At 61.9% G+C, this 24,714-nt stretch carries 16 protein-coding genes; 5 read left to right on the plus strand and 11 right to left on the minus strand.

The features are described from left to right. Window positions 1–2 precede the first annotated feature (2 nt). Window positions 3–2,807, minus strand: a complete 2,805-nt coding sequence (locus tag AC6H4Z_RS01620; RefSeq protein ID WP_497544984.1) for a M14 family metallopeptidase — start codon at window positions 2,805–2,807, stop codon at window positions 3–5. Between the two features lie 163 nt (window positions 2,808–2,970). Between AC6H4Z_RS01620 and AC6H4Z_RS01625 the strand changes: the two genes are divergently transcribed. Further along, window positions 2,971–5,640 carry a glycoside hydrolase family 3 protein gene (locus tag AC6H4Z_RS01625; protein WP_497544985.1) on the plus strand — a complete coding sequence of 890 codons (2,670 nt, stop codon included), beginning with the start codon at window positions 2,971–2,973 and terminating at the stop codon, window positions 5,638–5,640. An 18-nt stretch (window positions 5,641–5,658) separates the two neighbouring features. Here the strand turns inward: AC6H4Z_RS01625 and AC6H4Z_RS01630 are convergent, their stop codons facing one another. Further along, a complete protein-coding gene (locus AC6H4Z_RS01630) occupies window positions 5,659–7,026 on the minus strand; it encodes an alpha-L-fucosidase (protein ID WP_497544986.1) in 1,368 nt (455 codons plus the stop codon). 122 nt (window positions 7,027–7,148) lie between these two features. Between AC6H4Z_RS01630 and AC6H4Z_RS01635 the strand changes: the two genes are divergently transcribed. Together AC6H4Z_RS01635 and AC6H4Z_RS01640 are read left to right on the plus strand one after the other, a co-directional pair. Next, a complete protein-coding gene (locus AC6H4Z_RS01635) occupies window positions 7,149–7,988 on the plus strand; it encodes a sugar phosphate isomerase/epimerase family protein (RefSeq protein ID WP_497544987.1) in 840 nt (279 codons plus the stop codon). A gap of 199 nt (window positions 7,989–8,187) precedes the next feature. Next, entirely contained in the window at window positions 8,188–9,843 is a 1,656-nt protein-coding gene (locus tag AC6H4Z_RS01640; RefSeq protein ID WP_497544988.1) for a sensor histidine kinase, read from the plus strand. Here the strand turns inward: AC6H4Z_RS01640 and AC6H4Z_RS01645 are convergent. The 8 genes from AC6H4Z_RS01645 to AC6H4Z_RS01680 form a co-directional block, all read right to left on the minus strand. Continuing rightward, window positions 9,823–10,635 carry an ABC transporter permease gene (locus tag AC6H4Z_RS01645; RefSeq protein WP_497544989.1) on the minus strand — a complete coding sequence of 271 codons (813 nt, stop codon included), beginning with the start codon at window positions 10,633–10,635 and terminating at the stop codon, window positions 9,823–9,825. The two genes, AC6H4Z_RS01640 and AC6H4Z_RS01645, sit on opposite strands and share 21 nt — an antisense overlap. Then, a complete protein-coding gene (locus AC6H4Z_RS01650) occupies window positions 10,632–11,579 on the minus strand; it encodes an ABC transporter permease (protein WP_497544990.1) in 948 nt (315 codons plus the stop codon). Before AC6H4Z_RS01650 ends, AC6H4Z_RS01645 begins: the two co-directional genes overlap by 4 nt. 3 nt (window positions 11,580–11,582) lie before the next feature. After that, on the minus strand, window positions 11,583–13,169 hold the full coding sequence (locus AC6H4Z_RS01655; RefSeq protein ID WP_497544991.1) for a peptide ABC transporter substrate-binding protein: 1,587 nt from the start codon (window positions 13,167–13,169) through the stop codon (window positions 11,583–11,585). Beyond that, window positions 13,166–14,848: a DUF885 family protein gene (locus AC6H4Z_RS01660; protein WP_497544992.1), complete on the minus strand. Its 1,683-nt coding sequence runs from the start codon at window positions 14,846–14,848 to the stop codon at window positions 13,166–13,168. Before AC6H4Z_RS01660 ends, AC6H4Z_RS01655 begins: the two co-directional genes overlap by 4 nt. Beyond that, window positions 14,845–15,957 (minus strand): Gfo/Idh/MocA family protein, encoded by a 1,113-nt coding sequence (locus AC6H4Z_RS01665; protein ID WP_497544993.1) that lies wholly within the window; start codon window positions 15,955–15,957, stop codon window positions 14,845–14,847. Before AC6H4Z_RS01665 ends, AC6H4Z_RS01660 begins: the two co-directional genes overlap by 4 nt. Before the next feature lie 37 nt (window positions 15,958–15,994). Further along, window positions 15,995–17,752, minus strand: a complete 1,758-nt coding sequence (locus AC6H4Z_RS01670) for a DUF885 domain-containing protein (protein WP_497544994.1) — start codon at window positions 17,750–17,752, stop codon at window positions 15,995–15,997. A gap of 170 nt (window positions 17,753–17,922) precedes the next feature. Then, the gene (locus AC6H4Z_RS01675) at window positions 17,923–18,522 is read right to left on the minus strand and encodes a lysophospholipid acyltransferase family protein (protein ID WP_497544995.1); all 600 of its coding nucleotides are present in this window, start codon (window positions 18,520–18,522) and stop codon (window positions 17,923–17,925) included. Between the two features lie 4 nt (window positions 18,523–18,526). Further along, a complete protein-coding gene (locus tag AC6H4Z_RS01680) occupies window positions 18,527–20,122 on the minus strand; it encodes a M28 family peptidase (RefSeq protein ID WP_497544996.1) in 1,596 nt (531 codons plus the stop codon). Window positions 20,123–20,244: 122 nt separating this feature from the next. Here AC6H4Z_RS01680 and AC6H4Z_RS01685 point away from each other — a divergent pair, with 122 nt between their 5' ends. Next, window positions 20,245–20,574 carry a PadR family transcriptional regulator gene (locus tag AC6H4Z_RS01685; RefSeq protein WP_497544997.1) on the plus strand — a complete coding sequence of 110 codons (330 nt, stop codon included), beginning with the start codon at window positions 20,245–20,247 and terminating at the stop codon, window positions 20,572–20,574. Beyond that, window positions 20,561–23,224, plus strand: coding sequence for an ABC transporter permease (locus tag AC6H4Z_RS01690; protein WP_497544998.1), 2,664 nt, complete (start codon window positions 20,561–20,563; stop codon window positions 23,222–23,224). Before AC6H4Z_RS01685 ends, AC6H4Z_RS01690 begins: the two co-directional genes overlap by 14 nt. 99 nt (window positions 23,225–23,323) lie before the next feature. Here the strand turns inward: AC6H4Z_RS01690 and AC6H4Z_RS01695 are convergent, their stop codons facing one another. After that, on the minus strand, window positions 23,324–24,691 hold the full coding sequence (locus AC6H4Z_RS01695; RefSeq protein WP_497544999.1) for a RagB/SusD family nutrient uptake outer membrane protein: 1,368 nt from the start codon (window positions 24,689–24,691) through the stop codon (window positions 23,324–23,326). Between the last annotated feature and the right edge of the window lie 23 nt (window positions 24,692–24,714).

Raw genomic sequence — 24,714 nt, forward strand, 5'->3', positions numbered from 1 at the left:
CTTCACGGCACGGGTATACCACGGTTCATGACCGAGTAGTAAATCCCGTTGAACAAGAACTTGAACGTTCCGTGCGGCTGCGCACGCTGAAGAATTTCAGGTCCAAAGAGCAACACCTTACCAGCTCCAACTTTTGCTTCGGCAGCAACGACGCCGTTCTCGAGATAGGCTTGGCCCCAGGCCCAGCCGCTCCGGAGCGGCGTCTTGCTGTCGTACCATGCGATCGTCTTCACGCCTTGCGCGGCGGCGTCCGCACCAAGCTTGAACACCGGACTGTCGTCGAAGAACACGTCGGTGTGTTCGGCCATGCCGTTCGCGACGGGATTGTTCACGTCGACGCGCGATGAAAGCACCGACCCGGGGATGTACAGCTTCGTGCGCGGCAGAGGGGCACCATTTTCGACGAGCTGGCTCTCGATTGGCAGCTTGAGAAATGCGGCGAGGTTCGACGCCGAGCCGCCGATCGCGATCACCGTACCGCCCTTCTCCATGAATTCGCGGATCTTCGGCAGTGTCTTGTCGGCCGTGATTCGGCCAACCTGATCGCGATACTCAGCCGGCAGATCCGGCACTGGAGCATCGGCGGCCGCACCACCACCGGCGCCGCGTCGCGCACCAGCGCCAGGAATCGCGCCGTCGACGAACACGAGCACATCGTACTTCGCGTCGAGATTGCCTGCGTCGAGGGCGGGTGCGAACACACGCTCGAAGGGAAATTCGAATTGCTCGAGAATCCAGCGTGTCCATCCCGCCGTCATCGATCCGCCATACTGATCCCACAGGCCGACGCGCGGCGCGCGCAGTTTGACCGCGTCGTTCGGCGCTGCGGCGGAGGTTGCGTCGAAGTTGACACCGAGTTTCGTCGCGATCGGCGTGAGCGCGGCAGCGGTCGATGCTTTCGCGCGCACGTACAGCGCACCGATCGGGTATGTCTTTCCATTCACGGTGAGTGGCGACGTAAGTCGCAGCACCTCCTCGTTCGACTTGAGCAATCGATTGAGCGCGATGAACGAGTTGTTGACGCGGTTGCTCGTCACGAACCCGGCGGGCGATGCCGTCGCTGCGATCTTTCCGGCGGGCGGCGCGACGTCCCACGGTCCGATCTTGGTGAACGGTCCGCTAAAGCCGTCGAGGATGCGATCGAACTGCACACCCATCTGAAACGCGAGCGTCCAACCAGCGTTGTCATACGGCGGGGTCGGCAGCGCGCCCGGGTACGCAAACATGTCCGGATGAACCTGTGGCTCGAACATATCCATTACGTGCGGGCGGAACGCCTGCGCCGTATACACGACATATGAGCCGGCCGGATACTGTTTGCCAGCGACGTTAAATGATGCCGTCGATTTGTTCACAGTGATGCCGGTTTCGAGCAATGCATTCACGAACTTCGTTGCGGTCGGGAAATCGGCTTGGTCCGACGGAATGATGTAGCCGCGTGGATCGCGCAGATCGGACGCGTGCAGCGCGGTCCAGAGGGCCATGTCTTGCTCGGCCGTGGGCGAACCACCGCGTCCACCCGCTGCCGCGCCCGCGCTGGCGACTCCCATCTTGTCGGCGATTGCCGCATCGCGGCGCGGATTCGCCGTCCAGGTGTCGCGGCTGCCGCGCTCGATGGAGTGCTTGCCCATTGTGTAAATGTTGAACAGCAGGTTCTCTCGCATGCGCGACGCGTAGTCGAGCATCGCACGATCGAGCGACACCGAGTAGTCGATCGATTGGCGGAAGTGCCATTCCTGCGGGGCAACCGGCATGGCGAGATCGCCCGACGGAATCTGTCGCTGCAGCACGAGCGGAATTCGCTGCGGCGTCGGACTGCCAATCATCTCGGTGAGCATGGCGAGCATGTTGTGGAACGTCGCGGTGTTTCGTAGGCCGCCATTCCACCAGCCGTCGTATGGGCCACCCGACCGCATCGTTGCGCCCGGTTTGTTCTCCACGACGAGCCGCGTGTGCATTGCCGCACCAATCGACTGCAGCCCGAGGATCAGCGCGGGATCGAGGTTGTAGTTGTATGGATCGCGCAGAGGCGGCGAATAGACGACGGTGCCGGCTGGTCCGCTCTGGTGGTGATTGTAGAGCAGCTGCGGGAACCACTCGTGATACAGCACGCGGTTCTCGTTCTTCGTCTCGGCCTGCGTCGATGCGAAGAAGTCACGGTTGTCGTCGTGGCCAATGTACTTCTGATACAGCCTCGGTAGCGCATTCATGGTGCGCTCTTTCGGGTCCTTCATCCGCATATACCAGTCGGCGACGAGATCGTTGCCGTCGGGATTCGCGTGCACGAACAGAATGATCACGTCGTTGAGAATTCGACGCGTCTCCTCGTCGTTCATGCTTACCATCTGATACACGATCTCACCGAGCTGCTGCGCGCCGAGAACTTCGGTCGCGTGCAAGCCGCCATCGATCCAAACGACCGACTTACCCTCCTTGGCGAGGAGCTTTGCCTGTGCGTCCGTAAGCCCCTCGGCATGCGCAAGGCGAGCAGAAATCTCCTTGTATCGCGCGAGCTTCTTGTGATTCTCCGGAGACGTCACGATGGCCATGAGATGCGGGCGACCTTCGGCGGTCTTCCCGATCTCCTGAACAACGATGCGATTCGATTGCGTGGCGAGCTTTCGCCAGTACGCAGAGATCTGCTTGTAGTTGGCGAGGAAGTAGTCGTCACCGAAGTTGGCGCCGAACTCCTCCTTCGGGGTCGTGATGTGGGTCTGCGCGGAGACCGATGCTGCGAACGAGGGGGTGAGCAGCATCGCGGCCAAAGTGCCGAGCGTCGCGATCGTGCGGCGTGTGAGCGAACGCATGAGAGTCTCCTGCGCAAAACGCGGTGGGATGAGCGGGTGCGACAACATATCGAGCTTTCGTGGCGACTGCGAGGAACCTGGGCGATGGACAGCGCACTCGTCGGCGAGCAATATCCAATCGATTGCGGTCGCAGTTGGCCACTAACGCTCGATTCTACCGATCTTGAATCCTCTCTCGAAATGCGCGGGGCTGCGCCGCGCGCTGAAGCTGACTATTTGTGCAGCTGCGCTTACGTCTGCGCGTCGGGCGCCGGCTCAGGTCTCCACTGCTCCATATCGCGATCGTTCGCTGCCCATCGACGTGCGCGTGCGTGACCTGCTCGGGCGGATGACCCTCGAGGAGAAGTTCTGGCAGTTGTTCATGATTCCGGGTGATCTCGATGACCCATCGAATGACTACTCGAACGGTGTCTTCGGGCTTCAGATCTCGACCAAGCCAACGACCGGCAACATGGCGAAGGCGCATGCCGAGCGGATCAACGCGATTCAGAAGTACTTCGTGGAACGCACGCGTCTCGGGATTCCAATCATTCCGTTCGAAGAAGCGCTACACGGCCTCGGTCGCGAGGGAGCGACGTCGTTTCCACAGGCCATCGCTCTGGCCGCGACATTCGATACGTCGCTCATGGGCCGCGTCGCACGCGCAACGGCGAGAGAGGCGGGGAGTCGCGGCATCCGGCAGATACTGTCGCCAGTCATCAACCTTGCGACCGACGTGCGATGGGGTCGCGTCGAAGAAACCTACGGCGAAGATCCGTTTCTGACGTCGCGCATGGGCGTGTCATTCGTCTCGGCGTTCGAATCGGCGGGAATCATCGCGACACCAAAGCACTTCATTGCCAACGTTGGTGAAGGTGGCCGGGACAGCTATCCGATCGACATCAGCAAGAGATTCCTCGAAGAGATGTACTATCCGCCCTTCGAGGCGACGATCGCGCAGGGACATGCACGCTCTGTGATGAGCGCCTACAACTCCGTCGACGGTTCTCCTGCAACGCAGAACCGCGCGTTGCTGACCGACAAGCTGAAGCGCGACTGGAACTTTCGTGGCTTCGTCATCTCTGACGCAGCCGCGACAGGTGGCGCAACGGTTTTGCATCATACGGAAGCAACGACCGCTACGGCAACGAAGGACGCGCTCGACGCTGGGCTCGACGTGATCTTCCAGTCGTCGTGGCCTCAGCACCGCCCGTATCTCGACGCGTTCCGTCGTGGCGGTATCGCCGACTCAGTGATCGATGCGGCGGTCGCTCGCGTGTTGCGCGCGAAATTCGAGCTCGGATTGTTCGAGCATCCGTATGCGAATCCCGACAGCGCTGCGTATTGGAACGGCAACGTCGAGCATCGCGCATTGTCGCGGGATGCGGCGCGCGAATCAATCGTGTTGTTGAAGGACGATCAAAGAACGCTGCCGCTCACTCGTGCATGGCGATCGATTGCCGTCATTGGCACAGATGCCGTTGAGAAGCGACTCGGCGGATACAGCGGCCCGGGAATTCAGCCCGTTTCGATCCTCGCCGGGCTCCGCGAACGCGCCGGTGTGAACACGTCGGTTCGCTTTGCTCCCGGGCCGGGTCGCGTCTCACCCACATACAAAGTCGTTCCGACCGAATTCCTGTCGTCCATCGACAGCGGCAAGGTCGGGCGTGGACTGCACGGTGAATACTTCGACAACAATCGACTCACTGGACCGCCTCGTCTCATTCGGAACGATCCGCGCATCGATTTCGGTTGGACGCTCAACTCACCCGGGCGCGGCATTCCATACGACTGGTATTCCGTGCGCTGGACCGGCCGCGTGGTCGCGCCACCGAGCGCACTACGACGAATCGGCGTCGAGGGCAACGACGGATATCGGCTGTATCTCGACGGGCGACTGGTGATCGACAATTGGGAAAAGCGCTCATACGGCACGCGCTTCACCAACGTGGAGTGGAAGGCCGGAAGCACACACGACATTCGAATGGAGTATTTCGAGAGCACCGGCAACGCGCGCGTGAAGCTTGTATGGGATGCGGGCATCGTAGATGACTGGAACGCCAAGATCGCCGCCGCCGTCGACTCGGCGCGAAAGAGCGACGTCGCGATCGTAGTTGCCGGGATCGAGGAAGGTGAGTTTCGAGATCGGGCCTTTCTCAAATTGCCGGGCCACCAGGAAGAACTGATCGAACGCGTCGCCGCACTCGGCAAGCCAACGATTGTCGTGCTCATTGGCGGAAGTGCAATCACGATGTCGCGGTGGATCGATCGCGTCGGAGCAGTTGTCGACGCGTGGTATCCTGGTGAGGAGGGGGGTCATGCCCTGGCCGATGTTCTGTTCGGCGACTACAACCCGGCCGGCCGCCTTCCCGTGACATTCGCGATGTCTGAAGGGCAACTGCCACTCTACTACGATCACAAGCCTACTGGACGCGGTGACGACTATCTCGACCTCACGGGTCAGCCGCTCTTCCCCTTCGGCTATGGATTGAGCTACACGACCTTCGAGTATTCATCGCTCTCGATCGATCCAGCGGAGATTCCGCAGTCGGGAACTGCGACGATTCGCTGCCGAGTGAAAAACACGGGCCTGCGTGCGGGCGACGAAGTCGTGCAGCTGTATGTGCACGACATTCTCGCCTCCGTAGCTCGGCCGGTGATGCAGCTCGAGGGATTCACGCGAATTCATCTGGCTCCGGGTGAGGAGCGCGACGTGACGTTCACGCTCTCTCGCGAGCAGTTGCAGATGCTCGACCGCGACATGCGCTGGGTGGTCGAACCTGGATCGTTTCGCGTGATGATAGGCGGCTCGTCGCGCGACATACGCTTGCGTGGAGAGCTCGTAGTGAAGTAAGAGCTGACCACTCCCCGGTTATGACGGGCCGTAGAGCTTGAGCGTGATCGGCTCGGGCGTCGCAACGGCGTCGTCGATCGCGACGCGAACTTTCGTCACCTGGGTCGGCAGGAATCGATCGAGCTTCGTGTAGCCGATCGTCGAGCCGCGCGACAACGTCCGCCACGTCCCGCCGATTTCGCCCCAGAGCGAATAGCTCGCGACACGTTGGCCGCGCGTAATGTCCTCCTCGAGCCGAGCGATCGTGATGGACGACGGGCGCGGGAGCGTCAGTTCCATCGTCGCGGTTCGTCCGACAACGCGCCAGTTCTTCGGCGCACCAAGCGCCAGGTCGTGATCGAAGGTGGACGTCAGTTGACGACGAAAGGCAGCGAGGTGCGCGACGTCTACTGCGTGGAGTAGTCCGTTGCGCATCGGTGGCACATTGAGGAGCAATTTTCCGTTTCGGCCAACGGACGAGAAGTACAACCCGACGAGGTTATCGACCGAGCGGAGTTTCGCGTCGTCAGCGGGATGTGAGAACCAGCCCGGCCGAATGGAGACGTCAATCTCGGCGGGGCGCCACACTGTGCCGGTTGGACTTCCGTGCTGCAGCGCGGCCACGATGCCTGGTCCGTCGGCGCCAGGGTAGGGAACCGCGTTCGGGTCCACTGTCGACCAGTTCGGATCTCCCGCAGTGCCGTTTTCGTTTCCGCACCATCGTACATCGGGGCCGGCGTCAGAGAACATCACAGCGCCCGGCTGCAGTCGGCGCACGAGCGCGAACACGCGCGGCCAATCGTATGTCTGACGCTTACCATTCGGCCCTTCGCCATTGGCGCCGTCGAACCAGACTTCAGCGATCGAACCGTAACGTGTGAGCAATTCGGTGAGCTGATCGCAATACAGATCGTTGTACTTCTGCGAGTCGCCGTATCGCGGATTGTTCCGATCCCACGGTGAGAGGTAGAGTCCCGGCTTCATTCCTTCGTCGCGGCAGGCGTCGACGAATTCGCGAACGAGATCTCCCTTTCCGCCGCGCCACGGGCTCTTCGCGACCGAGTGCTCTGTGGTACGTGTGGGCCAGAGGCAGAAGCCGTCGTGATGTTTGGCGGTGAGAATCATCGATCGCGCGCCGGCCGCATGAGCGGCGCGCGCCCACTGCCGCACGTCGAGATTTCCCGGCGAAAAGATCGACGGTGATTCGCGACCGTCGCCCCATTCGCGATCTGTGAATGTGTTGATGCCGAAATGGAAGAAGAGCGCTAGCTCGTCGCGCTGCCAGGTGAGCTGTGACGGCGACGGTCGAGGCCGGGGCGCATCATTGGATTCGGTGGCTTTGGCGCGGGGCATGGCGCAGGCAGCGAGCGCACCGGCCGAAAGCTGCAAGAACGAACGGCGTTTCATTTCGCCCGTGACGGCTCGCAGGGTTTCGCGGCGCGCCGTAGGTTTGTCGGAACGTTGAGTACGCTCTGTGGCATCCTAAACGCTATCCCGCGCCAGACGAGCCGGCAACACGGCAGGTGACAATGGACCGTCGTAGCTTCGTTCATTCGCTCGGTGTATCGCTGCTCGGCGCACCGATGCTCACGCGACGGCCGCCCTCGAGCGCGCCGCTCGACCGTATTGGGCTAGAACTGTATTCGGTCCGCGACGCGATGCGCGCGAATCCCGAGCGCACGCTGGCCGCGGTTCGCGCCATGGGATACAAGGATGTCGAGCTACTCTGGTCGTTCGGAAATTTCGGCCGAACGCCGAAGCAGGTACGCGATTCGCTCGCCCACGAGGGCCTTCGCGCACCGTCGGCGCACATTGCGCCGGAAATTCTCCTCAAGGATTGGGACCGGAGCTTGGCCGATGCGAAGCTCATCGGTCACGAGTATCTCATCGTTCCCAGTCTCCCGGCGTCGACGAATCATTCGCTCGACCAGTGGCGCGTTTGGGCGGATCACTTCAATACGGCCGGCGCAGCTGCGCGTCGCGCTGGCATCTGGCTCGCGTTCCACAACGAGCCCGATCACGCCAAGCCGATCGACGGCACTGTGCCGTACGATGTCTTTCTCCAGCGCACCGATCCAACATTGGTGCGACTTCAGCTCGATCTCGGCAACATGGTCATGGGTGGAGGAGATCCCTTCGACTACCTCCGCCGTCACAGTGATCGATATTGGAGTTTTCACGTGAAGGATGTGGTGGCCGATCGCAGCCATGATGTCGAACTCGGAAAGGGCAGTGTGGATGTCCGCCGATTTCTGCAGAGCATTCCGGAACTCGGTAAGAAGCCGGTGTACGTAGAGCAGGAGGGTGCTGCGGATTCGCTCGCTTCCGCGAAGGCGAATTATGATTTCTTAGCGGCACTCAACCTATGACCGACATAGACGTCTTCTAACAGCCCCGAACGCCTGCGCGGCAACACGTTTGCCAGAGGTCGCGTAGTCCGTGTAGGCATCTCGCGGAAAGAGTTTTACGTCGCATCGAGCCCGGCGATTGACCGCAGAACAAACACGAGGCTCCGCTCGTTCCACGTCTCGAAGATGGGTTTCGGACGCGGCACGGTACCTTGGCGCGGTGGCCCTCACGGCCATCGGGCTCGCGTTGGCATTCCTGTTTCAGGGCCTGCGTGGCGTTCCCGACGGACTCATCTTCGCCGCCACGATCGCGCTCACCGCGCGGTTTCTAGGGCTCGGCCCGAGTCTATTTGCGACCGCTCTGTCGGTTGTCGCGATCGACTACACGATGCTTCCTCCGGTGGGTAAGGTCGAATTCACCCACCCAGAGGAGCTCGCCTATTTCATCGTTTTTCTCGTGCTGTCGCTCGTCATCAGCGGCATGACGCATTCGCTTCGGATCGCTCGCCTGGCAGCGGAATCGCACGTCGTCGAGTTGGAGGACGTGAACAAGCAAATCGCGCTGCAGATTGAAGAGACGCAGGTCGTCTCTGAGCATCTGGCTCACGCCAACGAAGATCTGACGACAGCCCGCGATGCGGCCGAGCAGTTGGCGAATCGCGCAAACCGTCTTCTCGACGTCACGACTGCACTGTCCGAGGCACAACTTCCCGGAGACGTGGCCCGTGTCGTCGTCGGACAGGGCTTCGATGTAGTCGAAGCAGCGGTCGGCATGATCGGTCTGCTCGAAGGCAACGAGATCAAAGTGCTCGACCGTCGGCGGTACAGTCGCGACAGCAACGATCTCGGCGCGACGCTCTCGCTCGATGACAAGACACCGCTGACTTCAGCACTCAAGCGACGCGAGGCGGTTTGGCTGGAGTCGCCAGAACGCTATCGTGCGCTCTATCCCCAGGCGGCCGCGCGCATCCACCCAGAGACAAGCGCCAGAGCATTCCTGGCGCTGCCGCTGCTGCACGGCGACGAGCTGGTCGGTGGTCTCGTACTCGGCTTCAAGGATCCGTCAGCTGTAGGAGCGGCCGACCACGCCTTCGCTGGACTCCTCGCGCAATCTGTGGGGAGTGCGCTTGCGCGTGCGAGGACCTTCGAACGCGAGCGTCAGGATCGTCGATACGCCGAGATGCTGTCGCAGGCGCGCGAGGAAGTTCTCGGTATCGTAGCGCACGATCTTCGCAATCCGCTTGGCGTTGCCGGCGCCGTACTGCAGGTATTGGCCGAGCCGAATTTACAGGAGTCTGAACGCGAGAAGTTGATCACCTCGGGTACTCGATCGGTCCAGCAAATGAATCGGTTGATTGGCGACCTTCTCGATGTCATGCGAATCGAGTCGGGTCGACTCTCGCTCGAAATGGAGGACCTACGAGTTGCCGCTGTGCTGACGCAGGCAGAGGAGAGTGCGCGTCACCTTGCGTTGGAGCATCGGATCGACCTCGTGGTAGAGCCGGTGGATCGGTCGCTGCTACTGTCGGCGGATCGTGGCCGGCTGGCGCAGGTGTTCGGCAACCTCCTGGGAAACGCGATCAAGTTCACACCCGAGGGTGGTCGCGTGTCGCTCAAGGCTTGGCGTCAGGGCGACGAGATGATCTTTGAAGTCGCCGACACTGGTCCCGGCATCTCGCCGGAGAACCAGGCCCGCCTGTTCGATCGGTTCTGGCAGGCGAATCGCGCCGACCGTCGCGGAGTTGGACTCGGCCTGCCGATCACGAAGGGCATTGTCGACGCGCACGGCGGCAGGCTCTGGGTCGTGAGTGAATTGGGAAAGGGTAGTCGTTTCTACGTCGCACTTCCCGCCGCTTCAGACACGCTCCCCTCCTGATGCACGCTCGGCGAGTCCATCGCCGAGTACGTTGCAGCACATCACCGTGATGAAGATGAACACGCCCGGAAACACACCGAGCCACGGTTCACTAGTCATCGTAGTCTGCGCTTGGTAGAGCATGTTGCCCCAACTCGCCGTTGGCGGCTGCACGCCGACGCCGAAAAAACTCAACGCGCTTTCGAGTAAAATTCCGCGACCAACGGCAAGCGTTGTCGCAACGGCACCGGTCGTCACGACGACGGGCAATATGTGCTGTGCGATCACGTGCGCAGGCGTGCCGCCGATAGCCTTGGCTGCCGTGACGAAGTCACGTGTCTTGATCGATTGTACTTCGGCGCGAACGACGCGTGCTGTCTCCATCCATCCTGCGGCGCCAACGAGAAGGATGAGCAGCGGTACACTCGGGCTGAATACCGCGGCTCCGATCATCAACAGCGGCAAGCGAGGAACGGAGAGCATGGCATCGGTAACGCGCATGAGCACGTCGTCGATCCAACCTTTTGCGTAGCCAGCGACTGCGCCGATGGTCACCCCAATCGCGCCACTCACCGCAGCAGATACGAGGCCGATGGCGAGTGAAATTCGCGCGCCGAATAGCACACGCGTGAGGACATCGCGTCCAAGTTCGTCGGTTCCAAACCAGTGCGACCACGACGGAGCGGCTCGACGATGCGCGAGGTCGAGGGCGTCCATACCGTACGGAGCGACAACGGGTGCGAGGATGGCCAGGATGAGGAGCAGCCACAGCACCGCACCACTGAATGCGACGGCGCCACGCGGTCGCCTCATACGTGCTCGCGAGTGCGCGGGTCCAGAGCAAAGACCGCGACGTCGGCGGCGAGATTGAGTATCACGACCGCAATCGATGCGCACATCAAAAACGCCATGAGCACCGTGTAGTCGCGCCGCGCCAACGACTCAGTGAACAGGCTGCCGACGCCCGGCCAGGCAAACACGCTTTCCGTTACCACAGCGCCCGACGCCATGATCGACGCGTCGAGTAGTACGACTGTAGCGAATGGGAGCAGTGCGTTGCTGAGCGCGTGACGGAGGACAATCCGCCGTTCGCTCACGCCACGTGATCGTGCGCCGCGCGTGAACGGCATCGCGAGCGCCTGACGCAACGAGCCTCGTAGGTATCGCGACCATCCGGCTGCATGTGCCAACGCGAGCACGGTGGCTGGTAGGACGAGATGCGCCGCGAGATCGCCAAACCCGCCACCTGTGAACGACGTTCGGCCAGACGACGGCAACCAACCCAGTGCGTTGGCGAAGATCAGTTGCAATAGCAGGCCAAGCCAAAACACCGGGAGTGAGATTCCCGCGATCGCGCCAAACGTCGCCACGCGATCGAATCCGGTTCGAGTTGCCGCCACGATGCCGACGACGAACGCGATGACGATACCGGCGATTGTCGATGTCGCAATCAGCTGCAGCGTTGCGGGAACGCGCTCGAGGAGACGAGCTCCGACCGCTCGCCCATCGGCGTAGCTATAGCCCCAGTCGCCGCGAAGGAATGCGCCGAGCCACGCGAAATACTGTCCGGAGAGTGAGCGATCGAGCCCCATGGCGTGACGCAATCGCTCGATGTCCTGCGGCCGAACGTTCGGATTGTCGAGATACAGTGCGAGCGGCCCGCCAGGCGCGGCGTGAATGAGCGCAAACACGAGCAGCGACACGACGAGCAACAGCGGAATACTCTGAGCTATACGTCGCGCGATGAATCGCAGCATTGGTTACGGAAAGCGCCACTCGTGCACGTTCCAGAACGGACCGGCGTTCGTTGGGTTGCCGGTGAATCCCTGGAGCGTGGCAGGCACTGCGTCAATCTTGGAGGTGTTGTACAACACGAGCTCGGGCACTAACTCCGCAATGCGGACCTGTGCATCGCTGAGAAGTTGTTTGCGCTTGGCCTGATCTACGGTCCGGTCCGACGCGTAGAGCAGCTTGGTCAGCGACGCATCATCGACGTAGTTGATGTTCCGTCCTGCTGGTGGTGTGCGATCGTTGGCGAAGAACGTCGTCACTTCCGGATCGGCGCCCGATTGCCACCAGTGCAGCATTGCATCGAAGTTACCGCTAAACCACACGGTGCTGATGGACGTGCCGTCGATGAGCTGGATCTTGGCGTCGACGCCAACATCCTTGAGCTGCTTCTGAATTGCCTGGGCGACGTTCTCGCGTATGGCGAACCCGGCTTGCGTGATGAGCGTGAACGCGAGCGGCTTACCGTCCTTCAGGCGTACGCCGTTTGAACCGACATGCCATCCTGCCGCATCGAGTAGCGCTCTTGCCTTGGCCGGATCGTGCGGATACGACGCGACCTTTGGCTCGTAGGCCCACGACAGTGGTTGAATCGGGCCGTTCACGGTCGTCACGAGGCTGTCGAGGATCGTGCCAACGATTAGATCGCGGTCGATCGCGTGTGCAAGCGCCTGGCGGACATGCACGTCGGCAAACGGCGCGAAGTGCTTCTCGTTCAACGTCACGTGCTCGTAACCGTTACCGAGCACCTGATTCAATCGCACTCCCGACACGGTCTTTAGTTCGCGTACTTTGTCCCACGGCACCAGCGCAACGAGGTGAACTTCACCGGCCTTGAGCTGATTGACGCGCGTTGTGGTGTTCGTGACGAACCGGAACAGAATGCGATTGATCTTTGGATATTCTGGTCCACGCCAGTAGTCCTTCACCTTCTCCAACAGCACATACTCGCCGGTCTTCCATTCAACCACGCGATACGGACCTGTGCCGAGTGGGTTGCGATTGTAGTCGTTGGACTTATCGATGTCGCGTCCGTCGAGCAAATGCTTGGGCAGCGTGCCGCGAAAGAACTGCAGTCGATACGGGGCGTACACTTCCTTGTAGTGCACGACTGCCGTGAGCGAATCCGGCGTGTCGACCGATGAAATGCGATCGAAACCATCGGTGCTCTCGGGTTTCCAATCGCCCTTGTTGATCGCGTCGACGGTAAACTTGACGTCGGCCGACGTATGTAGCCGACCGTCGTGCCACTTCACGCCCGGACGCAGCTTCCAGGTGACGTCCATGCCGCCGTCGGCGCGCATACGAACCCCGCCATTCGCTTCCGTCGGAACCTCAGCCGCCAACACCGGCACGACGTTCATCTTGTCGTCGTTGGTAACCAGACCTTCGACGACGCACGACTCGATGTCCTCGAGGATGTGCGTCGCGTACCGGTTCATCGTGTCCGGCTCGCGATCGTAGCCAACGATCAAGAGATCGTTCGAAGCTCCGGTGCGTCCGCTGCTCTTACCGCACGCAGCAAGCAGGAGTACGACGCCGACGATCGCGCGTCTCACGCGATGTCCTCGGTCATCAGACGGGCGATCAGCGGAACGGGAATCGAACCATGGCCGAGTAGCTCGTCGTGAAATGACTTAACGGAGAATGCGGCGCCACGCGCCTGACGCACAGTGTCTCGCAGATCGAGTATGCTCTGCGTGCCGAGCCAATACATGATCGCTGTGCATGGGAACATCGAGTTCTTCACAGCTTCCGCACGTGCCGCTTCGGGCGACATTCCAACCGATTCGGCGTAGAACCGCACAGCGTCCTCGAACAACATCGTGCCCTGATGTAACTCGATGTCGACGATCGCGCGGCCGAGGAAGCGGACACGCGAGTGCTGTTCGGCGACACGCTCGAGCGGCGAGAGAAAGTCCAACTCCTCCATCAACCTCGTCGCGTAGCACGCCCAGCCCTCGGCCATCGATCCGCCGGCGAACATTCCGATTCGGCTCGCGCAGTCGACCGCGGCGATTTTCCCGATGCGTGATCGCGAGCGGTGATACGCGTGCCAGTTCTGAACGTGATGACCAATCGCGCCATGATGCACGACGTGATTCAGCTTGATCACGCTGTGATTCCACGCGCGAAGGTGTGCCTCGGCCGCCGCGGCATCCGACGGCACGGGCGGAACGACGTAGTCGTAAAAACCGCCGTCGCCGTCGAATGGCGCGGGCGATCGATAGAACAGATAGTAGAGATGCGGAGCGGCGTCAGCGGTCCACGCGGGAAACGGCACATACCGAATTGGCCAAACGGGCCACGTCACGACGTCGTTCAACGCGGCGCGTTCGCGGCATGACGTCCAGGTGCGCCCGAATGCGCCAAGATAGTCGTCCGCTGTCGGATGATCGTCGGAGAGTTGAGTCTGCGCGTTCGCCCACGAACCGGCCGCCGCGCGAGACATTTCGTCGAGACGCGCCCGCTCCTCGGCGAAACGCTCGCGCGCCTCGACGAGCAAGTCCGCCCGCGTACGCGAACACTGATGACCGCGATCGAGCAGCACGTCGAAGAGCGCAGCACCGCTGCCGAGCGTCGTGTCAGCTGCCGGAGCACGCGTGGCGAGCCAGTTGGCAAAATCTCCAAACGCCGCAGCGGCTTGTGTCGCTGCAGCCGAGACCGCGCGAGCCGTGTCGGTCGAGGACGATCCAGATGCGATCCAGCTCGGGAATCCGCGTTCGAGTAACGCTGTTGCCCCGGTGCATTCGCGAATTGCCTTGCTGATCCATGCCGCTGGTATCAGCTCGTCGCCGATGGTGGCGCGCGCACAAGCGAGGAACCCGGGAATGGCGCGAAGACGAGCGGCCGCCGATTCGATGCGTTCCGTGAACGGCGCGAAGTCGCGCGTCATCAGCGCGATGACCGAGAAGACTGCTTCGCCCGTCCACAGCGATGGATTGCGACGAACGCCATGTCCGCTCGCATTCTCCGCGAGTTGGATCTCGAGAAATGCGCGCGCCAGCTCGGCGTCGAGCATTTCGATGTTGTCGCGGTATCCGCGCGCGGATTTGGGACGCGGGTGTGTTACGCCGAGTTCGCGCGCCAGGGCGTGCATCTCGTCTTCCAACGCGTCGAGTCCCTGCGGCGACCAGTCCGGCAGCAGGTCGTCGTACATGTGAATCCCGGTGAACGTCGCGTTCACCGGGCGTCGTCGATAGTACTGACTAAAGAAGCTGTCGAGCGCGCCGCTCACCGATCGAGCGGCAGGGAAATCCAGCGCCGCTCACGATACGAGCGTTCGACGGCGTTGATCAACTCTTGCACGTGCGCGCCATCCTCGAAATTTCCCTCATTCGTCGGAGCGTCGCTCAGAATCTCGGTAATGAATGAACTAATGAGATTTGCGTAGAACAGCGACCGCCAGGATTCGCGCGTCGAGCCACCCGGTGGATAGAATCGTCCCGGAACCTCGATGTCGCGAAACTCGACTTCGTCGGCGGTAGCGCCCTTGAGCGACTCGCACACGCCGCTTTCCTCGACCAGCCGGCAGATGAGCGCTCCTTTGCTTCCATATACACGCGCCTCGATGCCCGGATAATTCCCAACGGTCACGAAACTCGTCTGAATGGAGCCGATGGCGCCGCTCTCATACTCGCCGATGAACACGTCGGCGTCGTCGATGTTCATGCGCATCATCTTGCCCGTGGCGCGCACCATCCGCTCGGGGATGAAATTCTTCATCGTTCCAACGACCTGATTGAAACGACTGCCCATCAGTAGGTGGCCGAGGTCCATGATCGGCGCTCCGTATCCCTCGAGCGACGACACCTGCAACACCGACTGATCCGCTTCGTGATCGACCTGACGCAGCGGATTCCGTGGATCGAGCCACTGCGAATTCTGTTCGTAGCCGTTGAACACGAAGGGCGTTCCGACATACCCGTCGTCGATGAGCGCCTTCATGTACTGCATGGCCGGACTGTAGCGGAAGGTGAAGCCGAGTTTCGTCTTCAGGCGCTTCTCCTTCGCCAGGGCGGCAGCGCGAAGCGTGTCGCGATAGTCGTAGGCAACCGGCTTCTCGCACAACACGTGCTTTCCCGCCTGCAATGCTGCCCACGTGAGATCAAAGTGTGTGGCGCTTGGCGTACACACGTCGATCAAGTCGATGTCGTCTCGTGCAATCAGCTCTTCATGTGAGGAATGAACGTTCGGAATCCCGAATTGCTTCGAGAATTGCTTTGCCCGCGATACGATCGGATCAGCGATTGCCACGACCTGACATCGTGGATCGCGTTTGAAACCCGGTAGGTGAGCGAATTCCGCCCAGGCGCCCGCACCAAGTACCCCGACACGTACGGTCACGTCGTCATCTCCATCGGCTTCCTGGTCTCCTTGTCGATCATTTGATGATGGCCTGCGTGTCGCCGGGTAGAAGGAGCTGCCGATGCGCCCAGATCGGAGCAATCCCGTCGGTCATGACGCGTTCGTGAAATTCACGCAGGTTGAACTTCGGACCCATCTTTGCCGCGTAGTCGGCGCGCAGTTTGACGAATCCCATTTTTCCGAGAAAGTACCCACCGTACGTTGGATCGTACGCACCGCGCTCGGCTTCGCGGCGTGCTGCAGGTGTGGCGACGTATGCCTCTTTCTCAAAGCAGCGTTGCGCGTCGTCCAAAGTCCACTGCTTTGTGTTGAGACGAATTCCAGAGAGCAATCGGCAGACCCGCGTGAGCGCATCGCTTACCTGTGCGAGACGCTGCCGAGGATCGTTGGCCGAGAATCCTTCATCGAGCACCATCTGTTCGGAGTAGTGCGCCCAGCCGTCCTGACCAGAGGACGGTTGCGGGAACGGATTCAAGCCGATCCAGATCCGTCGAACCTTGCCCGGCGTGCGACGCATGTACGTCGAGTGGAGCCAATGCCCAGGCATGGCTTCGTGTGCCGCTGTATTCGCGAGTGACGCGTAGTTGAAGCGCTCGAGCCAGGCCTCCTGCTCGGCCGGTTTCAACTCCGGACGCGAGTCCGAGATATAGAAGATGCTGCGCACAGGCGTCTTCTCGAGCGGTGGCGACGCATGCATCGACGCGAAGCCGAGATCGAAGGGAAGTGCTCGCGCCACGACGACGCGCTCGCCGGCCGGAACGGTCGCGATTCCGTGTGACGACACGAACGCAGAAAGTGAATCAACGATTCGCTGCGTAGCGGCGACGACTTCACCGGTTTTCGGATGATCTTTCCGTACACCAGCCCACACCTGCTGCGGATCACGCCCCGGGGCCAGACGGTTGGCGGTGGTGCGGAATTCCTGCTGCAGTCGCGCGAGCTCCCGCTCGCCGATCGCGGTCATCTGATCGAGCGGTGTGTCGATCAATTCCTCGGCGCGATATCGTCGGGCAACGTTAGCCCCGCCGATCGTGAAGTCGCTGGTGGCTTTCGGTATGACGTCGCGCTCGAGGTATGTGGCGTATGCAACGACCTGCGGGATCACCGCGTCGGCCGCTCGGCGCAACGAGTCGCGAAGCGCGCGATTCGGATCGGAGGCAAAGGCGAGATCGAGGTCCTTGCCCAACATATCGCTCGCGCCGCGCATCATCGACGCACCGCGCTCGGCGAACAGTTTCGGTGGATTGGTGATGTTGGCGCGGGCGGCCGCGAGCAGGGCCGGGGTTTGGCGCAGCTTGCTGATGATGCGGCGCATACGAACCGTCGCTGGGTCGCTCTCCATGGCCATGAGGTTGTGCACGCCATCGGTGAGCGCTGACGCGTACACCATGGGATTTCGGCGCCAATTCTCGAGCGTCTCCTGCTCGAGCAGCCAGCCGTCGATGATGCCATCGAGAATGCGCTGATCAACGCGCTCGTCTGGCGTCAGCGTCGCGGCGTTGAAGGCGCGCAACTGGTCGCGGTCCCGCTTGAGCGCCGCGATCTCAGCGCGGATCGCCGCTACGGAAAAGTCGTCGAGCTGATCGTCGTGGTCGTGCAGGCCGTTGCCGGCGGCGATCGATGGATGTCGCTTCGAAAAGTCGTCGAGATATCGGTCGACGAAGCGCGCGAACGCCGACGGCTGCGGTGCCTGCGCGGTCCCAAGCTGAGTGAGGCAAACGACAGCAACGGCGACGCGAACCCAATGTTGACGAGCGCGGAGCGGCAGGTGCACGGCGATGCGCGAGAGAGGGACGAGCGATAGCGCGCGACAAAGGTGCGCGATCAGGGTTCAACGCGCAAACTGGTGTTCACTGATTTGTATGCCGAAGAGCGGGATCTGCCGCTGTGAACCTGTTCTGGCCGCGAGGTGCCACGGAGGTTGCCAGCCACCCCACCGGCCGATTAGGCGGGCGGCTCCCAGTAGGACGCCGGAAATTTGGCCATGCGCGATTGGTAGCCTGCCATGAGATCAGCGATATCGCGCGCCATATCGCCCGTTGGCCATACAGGATCTCTAATGATGACCTCTTTCCTGTCCCAGTCGAGAGCAACGGGGACGATCGGGAGGTTGGCTGCCTCTGCAATACGGTAGAAGCCCGTCTTCCAGCGCGGAACGCGACTGCGTGTCCCCTCAGGTGCGAGGGCGAGGATGAACTTCGGCTGCGAGTTGATGATGGCGGCAGCTTGAACGACGAGACCCTCGGGCGTGTCGCGACGCACCGGCCATCCGCCGAGTGAACGGAGGAGAGAACTGAGTGGCCAGCGGAAGAGCGACTCTTTACCGAGCCAGCGAATCTTCAGGTCGAGCGCGAACATCGTGGCCACGCATACCACGAAATCCCAGTTCGACGTATGCGGCGCGACGATCGCGACGAATTTCGGCTCGCGCGGAGCGTCGCCAATGATTCGCCAGCCAAAGGTTGCCAGTACTCGCCGACCGAGCGCTCTGAGCAGCGTGCTCTTGCGACGCGGTGCGTCCGGTGCGGCGAGAACGTGCGTCATGCGTTTAAGGTTTGCATCCCGGATACCACTCGGGCTTGAATCCGTCGGACAACAGGCGAACGGCGGCGAGACCGGCATTGATCACTCCGGTCATGTGGTCGAAGTTCGCGAGACGCACTTCGTCATCGGCCTGATGGTAGTCGCGATGCAGATCGAAGGATGACAGGGTGTGCGCGGGAATTCCCATTCGCGCGAAGGCGATGTTGTCGCTTCGCTGAAAGAAACTCTGATCGGGACGCGGATCCTGCACGATCGGTATACCGTGCGCGGCGAGTGTGTCGCCCATCGTCGACCGCTCGTAGCCCGTGAGCCACGCCTTGCCGACTCCGCCAGCGAGCGAATCCGGACGATCCATCATCTCGATCTCGAGGTTGGCGATCATCTGCGTGAGCGGACGCACCGGATGCGCGATGTACCAGTCGGTGCCGAGGAGCCCGACCTCCTCGCCCGTGGTCGCGACGAAAATGAGCGTACGTTTTGGCGCCGGGCCCGCTTTGACCGCTCGCGCGATCTCGATCACGGCCGTCGTTCCAGATGCGTCGTCATCGGCGCCGTTGTAGATCGAATCGGTCGAGCCGGCCGCGGGCATCGCAATGCCGAGGTGATCGTAGTGTGCGTCGACGAGTACGACCTCGTTCTTGAGCACTGGGTCCGCGCCCTCGATGATTCCGATGACATTGCCGCCGAGTGCGGGCTTCTCGACCACTCCGATAGTGCTATGCAGGACGGGGCCGACCGTGCCGGTCTTCGCGTTAGCGAGCGACGTTCCGAGCAGCACCTCGGCCGCGTGCTTGGTGAGTGACAGGTTTGCGGCGGTTGGACCGGATGGCGTGTTGTCGGCGCTCGGATCCTTCATGAACGCGGTGGTGCTGTGCTTTGCCGTCCACACCGTGCGCGGCGCGAGCTGATCGCCTTCGATGGTAGCGCTGCCCACAACGTCGCTGCTGCCACCAGCATTCTGGAAACCGCCGCGCCCGCGATTGCCGCCGCCACCGCCACGTGCGGGTCGAGCAGGTGCAGGGGGCATGGGGTTCTCACGACACGTCGGTGGAGCCGGCGGACGTCCGCCACCCCCACCACCGGCTGCGACTCCAGCTCCACCGCTCCGAGCTCCGAAACGTCCAGGCGCTCCGGTGGGCGCGGGCGGCGCTGCGTAGATGACGAGTTTGCCGCGCGTTTGTTCGGGCGTGAGCGCGTTCAGCGTGTCGCCACGAATGCCACCGTAAATCGCCTGAACGCCATCGATCGAGCGAGGATCGGTGCGGCCGGGTGATAACGCGAAATCGACTCCAAGTCGCAACGTCGTTCCGCCAACGGTGATCGCTGATCGTGGATCGACTTGGCGCGCGGCCATTGGGACGTGCTGGAAGTAGCCGCTGTCGCCCGCCGGAGTGAGGCCGGCGAGGCGAAACTGCTCGGCGATGAATTTCGCGGCGCGCATGGACCCGGGCGTGCCGGTGCCACGCCCTTCCATAGAATCGTGCGCGAGTGACGACAGGACGAAGCGGACGCGGTCAGGGGTGACCACGGATCTCACCTGCGCGCTTGCGGCGAGCGGCAGCGCAGCAACGGCGAGAACGGGGCGAAGGAAGATTTTCATCAGACGACGTTGTGCCAGTCGCGGCAGGTTTGCAACCGGCGCGAACCAATCGGTCGATCCGCGTGTCGAAGGAGTGGGGACGAATGTCTTGCGGTTCGCCATCGATCCTTACAATGTAAGAAATGACACGCACCTACCTCGGGGAGTTCGAGCACCTCGTGCTCCTGGCCATTCTGCGACTTGGCGACGCTGCGTACGCACCAGCGATTCTCGACGAGCTCGAGCAGCGCACCGGACGCGTACCGTCGCCCGGGTCGATGTACGTCACGCTCGACCGTCTCGAGGAAAAAGGCTTGTTGCGCTCACGCCTGGCCGACGCCGACAGCGATCGCGGCGGACGACCGCGCCGGTACGTCACCGTGACCGCGCACGGCGTTCGCGAACTGCGCGCGTCGCGCACCGCATTCCTGAAATTGTGGCGCGGATTGGAGGGCACGCTTGAAAACTCCTGAGCCGCCGCGCTTTGCCGACTGGCTCGTGCGCTTAGCGATCGGACGGTCGCCGTATGCCGACGCAATCCTCGGCGATCTGAATGAAGGCTTTGCGCGCGCGACTGACGCGTCGTCGGCCAAACGTTGGTACTGGCGACGCGCGCTGTCGATTGCGTGGCGCTTTTTCCCCTCACGCGTGTTCGCGCGCCGGCCGCGCGGCGTACCCACCGGAGATCCTGGCATGTCCACCGTCATGAACGATCTACGCTTCGCGCTTCGCACGCTTCGTCGCTCGCCCAGCTTCACGATCGCCGCGATGTTGGCACTCGGACTCGGCACCGGATCGGCGGCGGGTGTATTCAGTCTGCTCCGCGGCGTGGTGCTTCGCCCGCTGCCGTATGTGCAGCCCGATCGTCTCGTGATGCTCTGGGAAAGGAATCACATCAAGGCGCTCGAGCACGAGCCGATTTCGCCGGTCAACTTCGGCGACTATCGGTCGCTTAATGCCGTATTCGCCGATGCGGCGGCGTGGTGGCGGCCGCAAATCAATCTCACTGACGATTCCGGCGAACCGATTCGCGTCAACGCAATCGAGACGAGCGAGAATCTGTTCTCCGTGCTCGGCATTCGGCCACTGATTGGCACCGACTTCACCATTCACCCAAAGCTCTACGGACGAGAACACCAGACGATCATCAGCCACCGTCTGTGGCAGTCGCGCTTTTCCGGCGATCGGTCGATCGTTGGCAAGGTGGTGCATCTCAACGGCGCGAACTACACCGTCGTTGGCGTGATGCCCGCGGGTTTCAACTATCCGGGCGAAACGGATCTCTGGCAACAGCTCCAGTGGGATCTCTCGCAACACTCGCGCTATGCGCACTTCATGGAAAGCGTTGCGCGTCTCAAGCCGGGCGTCAGCGTGGAGAGCGCGCAACGTGAGCTGGATCGACTCACGACTCGACTTGGCGCCGAGAACAAGGCGTCGAATGGAAATTGGAACGTGCGGGCGATCACTCTCGATCGAGAAGTCGCCGGCTTGTTCCGTCCCGCGCTCTTCGCACTGCTTGGAGCCTCGGGGCTGTTGCTCCTCATCGCGTGTATCAACGTCGCGAACCTGCTGCTCGCACGCGCAGTAGCACGTCGTCGCGAGGTTGCCCTTCGGGCAGCCATAGGCGCGAGTCGGTCACGGCTGCTGCAGCTCTTTCTCACCGAGAGTTTCGTCCTGGCGACGATCGGTGCTCTGCTCGGTCTCGTGATCGCGGTGGCAAGTGTAAAAGGCCTCCTCGCGTGGTCACCGATCAGAATTCCGCGGGCGGCGGACGTCAGCGTCGATTTCACAGTGTTGATCTTCGCGACTCTGATCGCCGTGACGACCGCGGTCACGTTCGGCCTCGTGCCCGCGCTATTCATGTCGCGCGCCGACCTGCAGGACGCGCTCAAGGAAGGTTCGAAAGGCTCCGGCAATCGTGGACGCAAGCTGCGGAGTGGACTGGTCGTCGCCGAAGTGGCGCTGGCTGTCGTGCTTCTGTCAGGCGCAGGACTCTTGATTCGCAGCGTCGAAAAATTGCTGAACGTCAACGCCGGTCTCGATCCAACGTCGTCGATCACGATCGATCTCCAGCTACCCGATGCGAACTACGGTGACTGGACACGTGTCGATCAGTTCTACACGACACTCGCGCAAACCCTCCGCGCCAATCCAGAGATCAGCAGCGTTGGTGCGGCAAACTTCCTCCCGCTCGAACCCGGTTGGCGAATCGGCTACACGGTCATCGGTACGTCGGTCGCCGCTGCCGAAGCTCCGCAGGCGCAGTATCACATTGCCGACGACGGATACTTTGCCACGCTGCGAGTACCCGCTGTTGCCGGGCGACTGTTCACGCCACAAGACAACGCGAAGTCGGTGCCTGTCATCGTTGTGAACGAAGCGATGGCGAAGCAAGCGTGGACGGGACAGAGCGCCGTCGGTAAGCGAATCAAATCGACGGTCATCGGCATCGGGCCGCTCAGCCGTCGCCTCGTCACCGGCGATGAGTACGAAGTTGTAGGCGTGGTGAAGGACATCAAAAACAGCTCTCTCCGCTCCGCCGCCGAGCCGGCGATCTATTTCGCCGAGCAGCAGTTCCCGTCGCGAAAGATGCATCTCGTACTTCGCGGTCGTGGCGATGCAACGCGACTCGCGGCACTCGTTCGCCAGGAGGTTCAGCGCATCGACCCCGCGCTCGCACTCGGCGACATCAAGCCAATGGATCGCGTACTAGCCGAGTCGGTTGATCCTCCGCGTTTCGTGATGTTGCTGATGATAGCCTTTGCCGGACTCGCACTCACACTTGCCGCAGTCGGCATTTACGGAATTCTCACGTTCGTCGTGAGTCATCGTCGTCGTGAGATCGGTATTCGGTTGGCACTCGGCGCCGAACCCGGCGCAATGTTGCGAATGATCGTGCGCCAGGGAGTGGGACTCACCCTGGCGGGATGCGCGATTGGCGTCGTAGGGTCGTTCATCGCCGGACGATCGCTGTCGGGCTTTCTGTTCAGCGTCGAGCCGTGGGATCCGGCGACTCTTGGTGGCGTGGTCGCGGTCGTGTTAGCGGTCTCGGTCGTCGCGTGTCTCGTGCCGGGACGACGGGCGGCGGGCGAGGATCCTGCCAGCGCGCTGCGAGTGGAGTAGACCGACGCAAAAAGTGGGACCCTTCAGTAAGAAGGGTCCCACTCCTTTTTGCAGTCCGGCTAAGCCTACATCTGGCGAACCAGTTCTGCGTGCGACTCGTTACGGCGTGCCGTAACCAGGATTCTGCGTGAGCCCGGGCGTCGTCGTGATGTCGTGCACCGGAATCGGGAAGAGAACCTGATACGCGCGATCCGCAATGTTCTTGAGCGCAACCGCGCGGCCCTGACGAACGAGATCCGGCCAGCGATCTCCTTCGAACGCGAGCTCCAGTCGACGATCCTTGTCGATCGCGGTGAGCACTTGCGCCTGCGTTGTCACGTCCGTGCCGAGAACATGCTTCGCAAGGCCAGCGCGAACGCGCACCTTGTTGTACTCGGCTACTGCGCCAGCGAGGTTGTTCTGTCGAGCGAGAACCTCGGCCTTGATGAGCACGAGCTCGGCGAGACGAATCACGTGTGGATTCTCTGCACCGATCGTCGTCGGGAACTTCGTCGCCTGATAGCGTGTCGTGCTCTTGGGCCGCAACGATACTGACCACGCCTTACGAACGTCGCCGGCTTCGTACGCCGCGAAGATATCTGGTGTTGCCGATGCTTCGTAGCGGCCCGCGTACAGATAGTAGTAGCCGAGGCTGTTCGACTCGGACGCGGTGAAGCTCACGCGGAAGATGTCTTCCGACGTGTTCGATCCCGTCGCCGAGAACAGATCCGGATATGCCACGGTGAGCGTGTCCTTCATTGCCGTGAGAACGGCGTTCGCTCCGTCGAGCGCGGCTTGGAGATCGGCCGAGGAGCTCGTCGTGGTTCCGCGGTAGAAGAGCACTCGGGCGCGAATCGCCTTGATCGCGTTGACCGTTCCACGTCGCGTATCGGAGGTGTTGGCTACGAGCTTCGCCGCCTGATCGAGATCGGCGAGGATTTGCGTGTACACCTGAGCAACCGGGACGCGCGTGTACTTCGCCGCGTCGGCTGCGACCGTCACTGGCACGAGCGGCATTGGTACGTCGCCGAAGAACTTCACGAGATTGTGGTAGCTCAGCGCGCGAAGGAAATACGCCTGGCCGACGATCTCGTTCTTCGTAGCGTCGGAAACGTTGGTGAGTGCAGACGTCCGCTGAATCACCGTGTTGTCGCGATCGATCTGCCGATAGAGCCCCGTCCACATGTTGGACACCTCGGGGTTGTCGGCGGCGATGCGGTTGTTGGAGACGTCACCCAGGAACTGATACGTGCCTGACCAGGTGGAGTTGTCGGCCGCGAGCTCCGCCAACACTTCGAGGTCGAGTCCGTACACGCCCGAGCTCTGCATCGCGTCGTACGCGCCGTTCAGCGCTGCTTGCGCCGTGGCTCCGTCGACGATCTCCTGGCTCGCCGGCACGCGATCGTACGGCGACGTGTCGAGCACGCTGTTGCACGCGCCGAGAAGGACGGCGCCGCACGCGATCGAGAGGATGCTGCGAATTCTCATGGAACGAGTGGGGTTCCGAAAAG

The sequence above is a fragment of the Leucogemmata humicola genome (genome assembly GCF_055379415.1).

Excerpts from the sequence above, each read along its gene's own strand:
- AC6H4Z_RS01635 (WP_497544987.1), top strand. The coding sequence starts at position 7,149 with ATGGACCGTCGTAGCTTCGTTCATTCGCTCGGTGTATCGCTGCTCGGC.
- AC6H4Z_RS01645 (WP_497544989.1), bottom strand. The coding sequence starts at position 10,635 with ATGAGGCGACCGCGTGGCGCCGTCGCATTCAGTGGTGCGGTGCTGTGG.
- AC6H4Z_RS01650 (WP_497544990.1), bottom strand. The coding sequence starts at position 11,579 with ATGCTGCGATTCATCGCGCGACGTATAGCTCAGAGTATTCCGCTGTTG.
- AC6H4Z_RS01675 (WP_497544995.1), bottom strand. The coding sequence starts at position 18,522 with ATGACGCACGTTCTCGCCGCACCGGACGCACCGCGTCGCAAGAGCACG.
- AC6H4Z_RS01630 (WP_497544986.1), bottom strand. The coding sequence starts at position 7,026 with ATGAAACGCCGTTCGTTCTTGCAGCTTTCGGCCGGTGCGCTCGCTGCC.
- AC6H4Z_RS01680 (WP_497544996.1), bottom strand. The coding sequence starts at position 20,122 with ATGAAAATCTTCCTTCGCCCCGTTCTCGCCGTTGCTGCGCTGCCGCTC.
- AC6H4Z_RS01685 (WP_497544997.1), top strand. The coding sequence starts at position 20,245 with ATGACACGCACCTACCTCGGGGAGTTCGAGCACCTCGTGCTCCTGGCC.
- AC6H4Z_RS01620 (WP_497544984.1), bottom strand. The coding sequence starts at position 2,807 with ATGCGTTCGCTCACACGCCGCACGATCGCGACGCTCGGCACTTTGGCC.
- AC6H4Z_RS01695 (WP_497544999.1), bottom strand. The coding sequence starts at position 24,691 with ATGAGAATTCGCAGCATCCTCTCGATCGCGTGCGGCGCCGTCCTTCTC.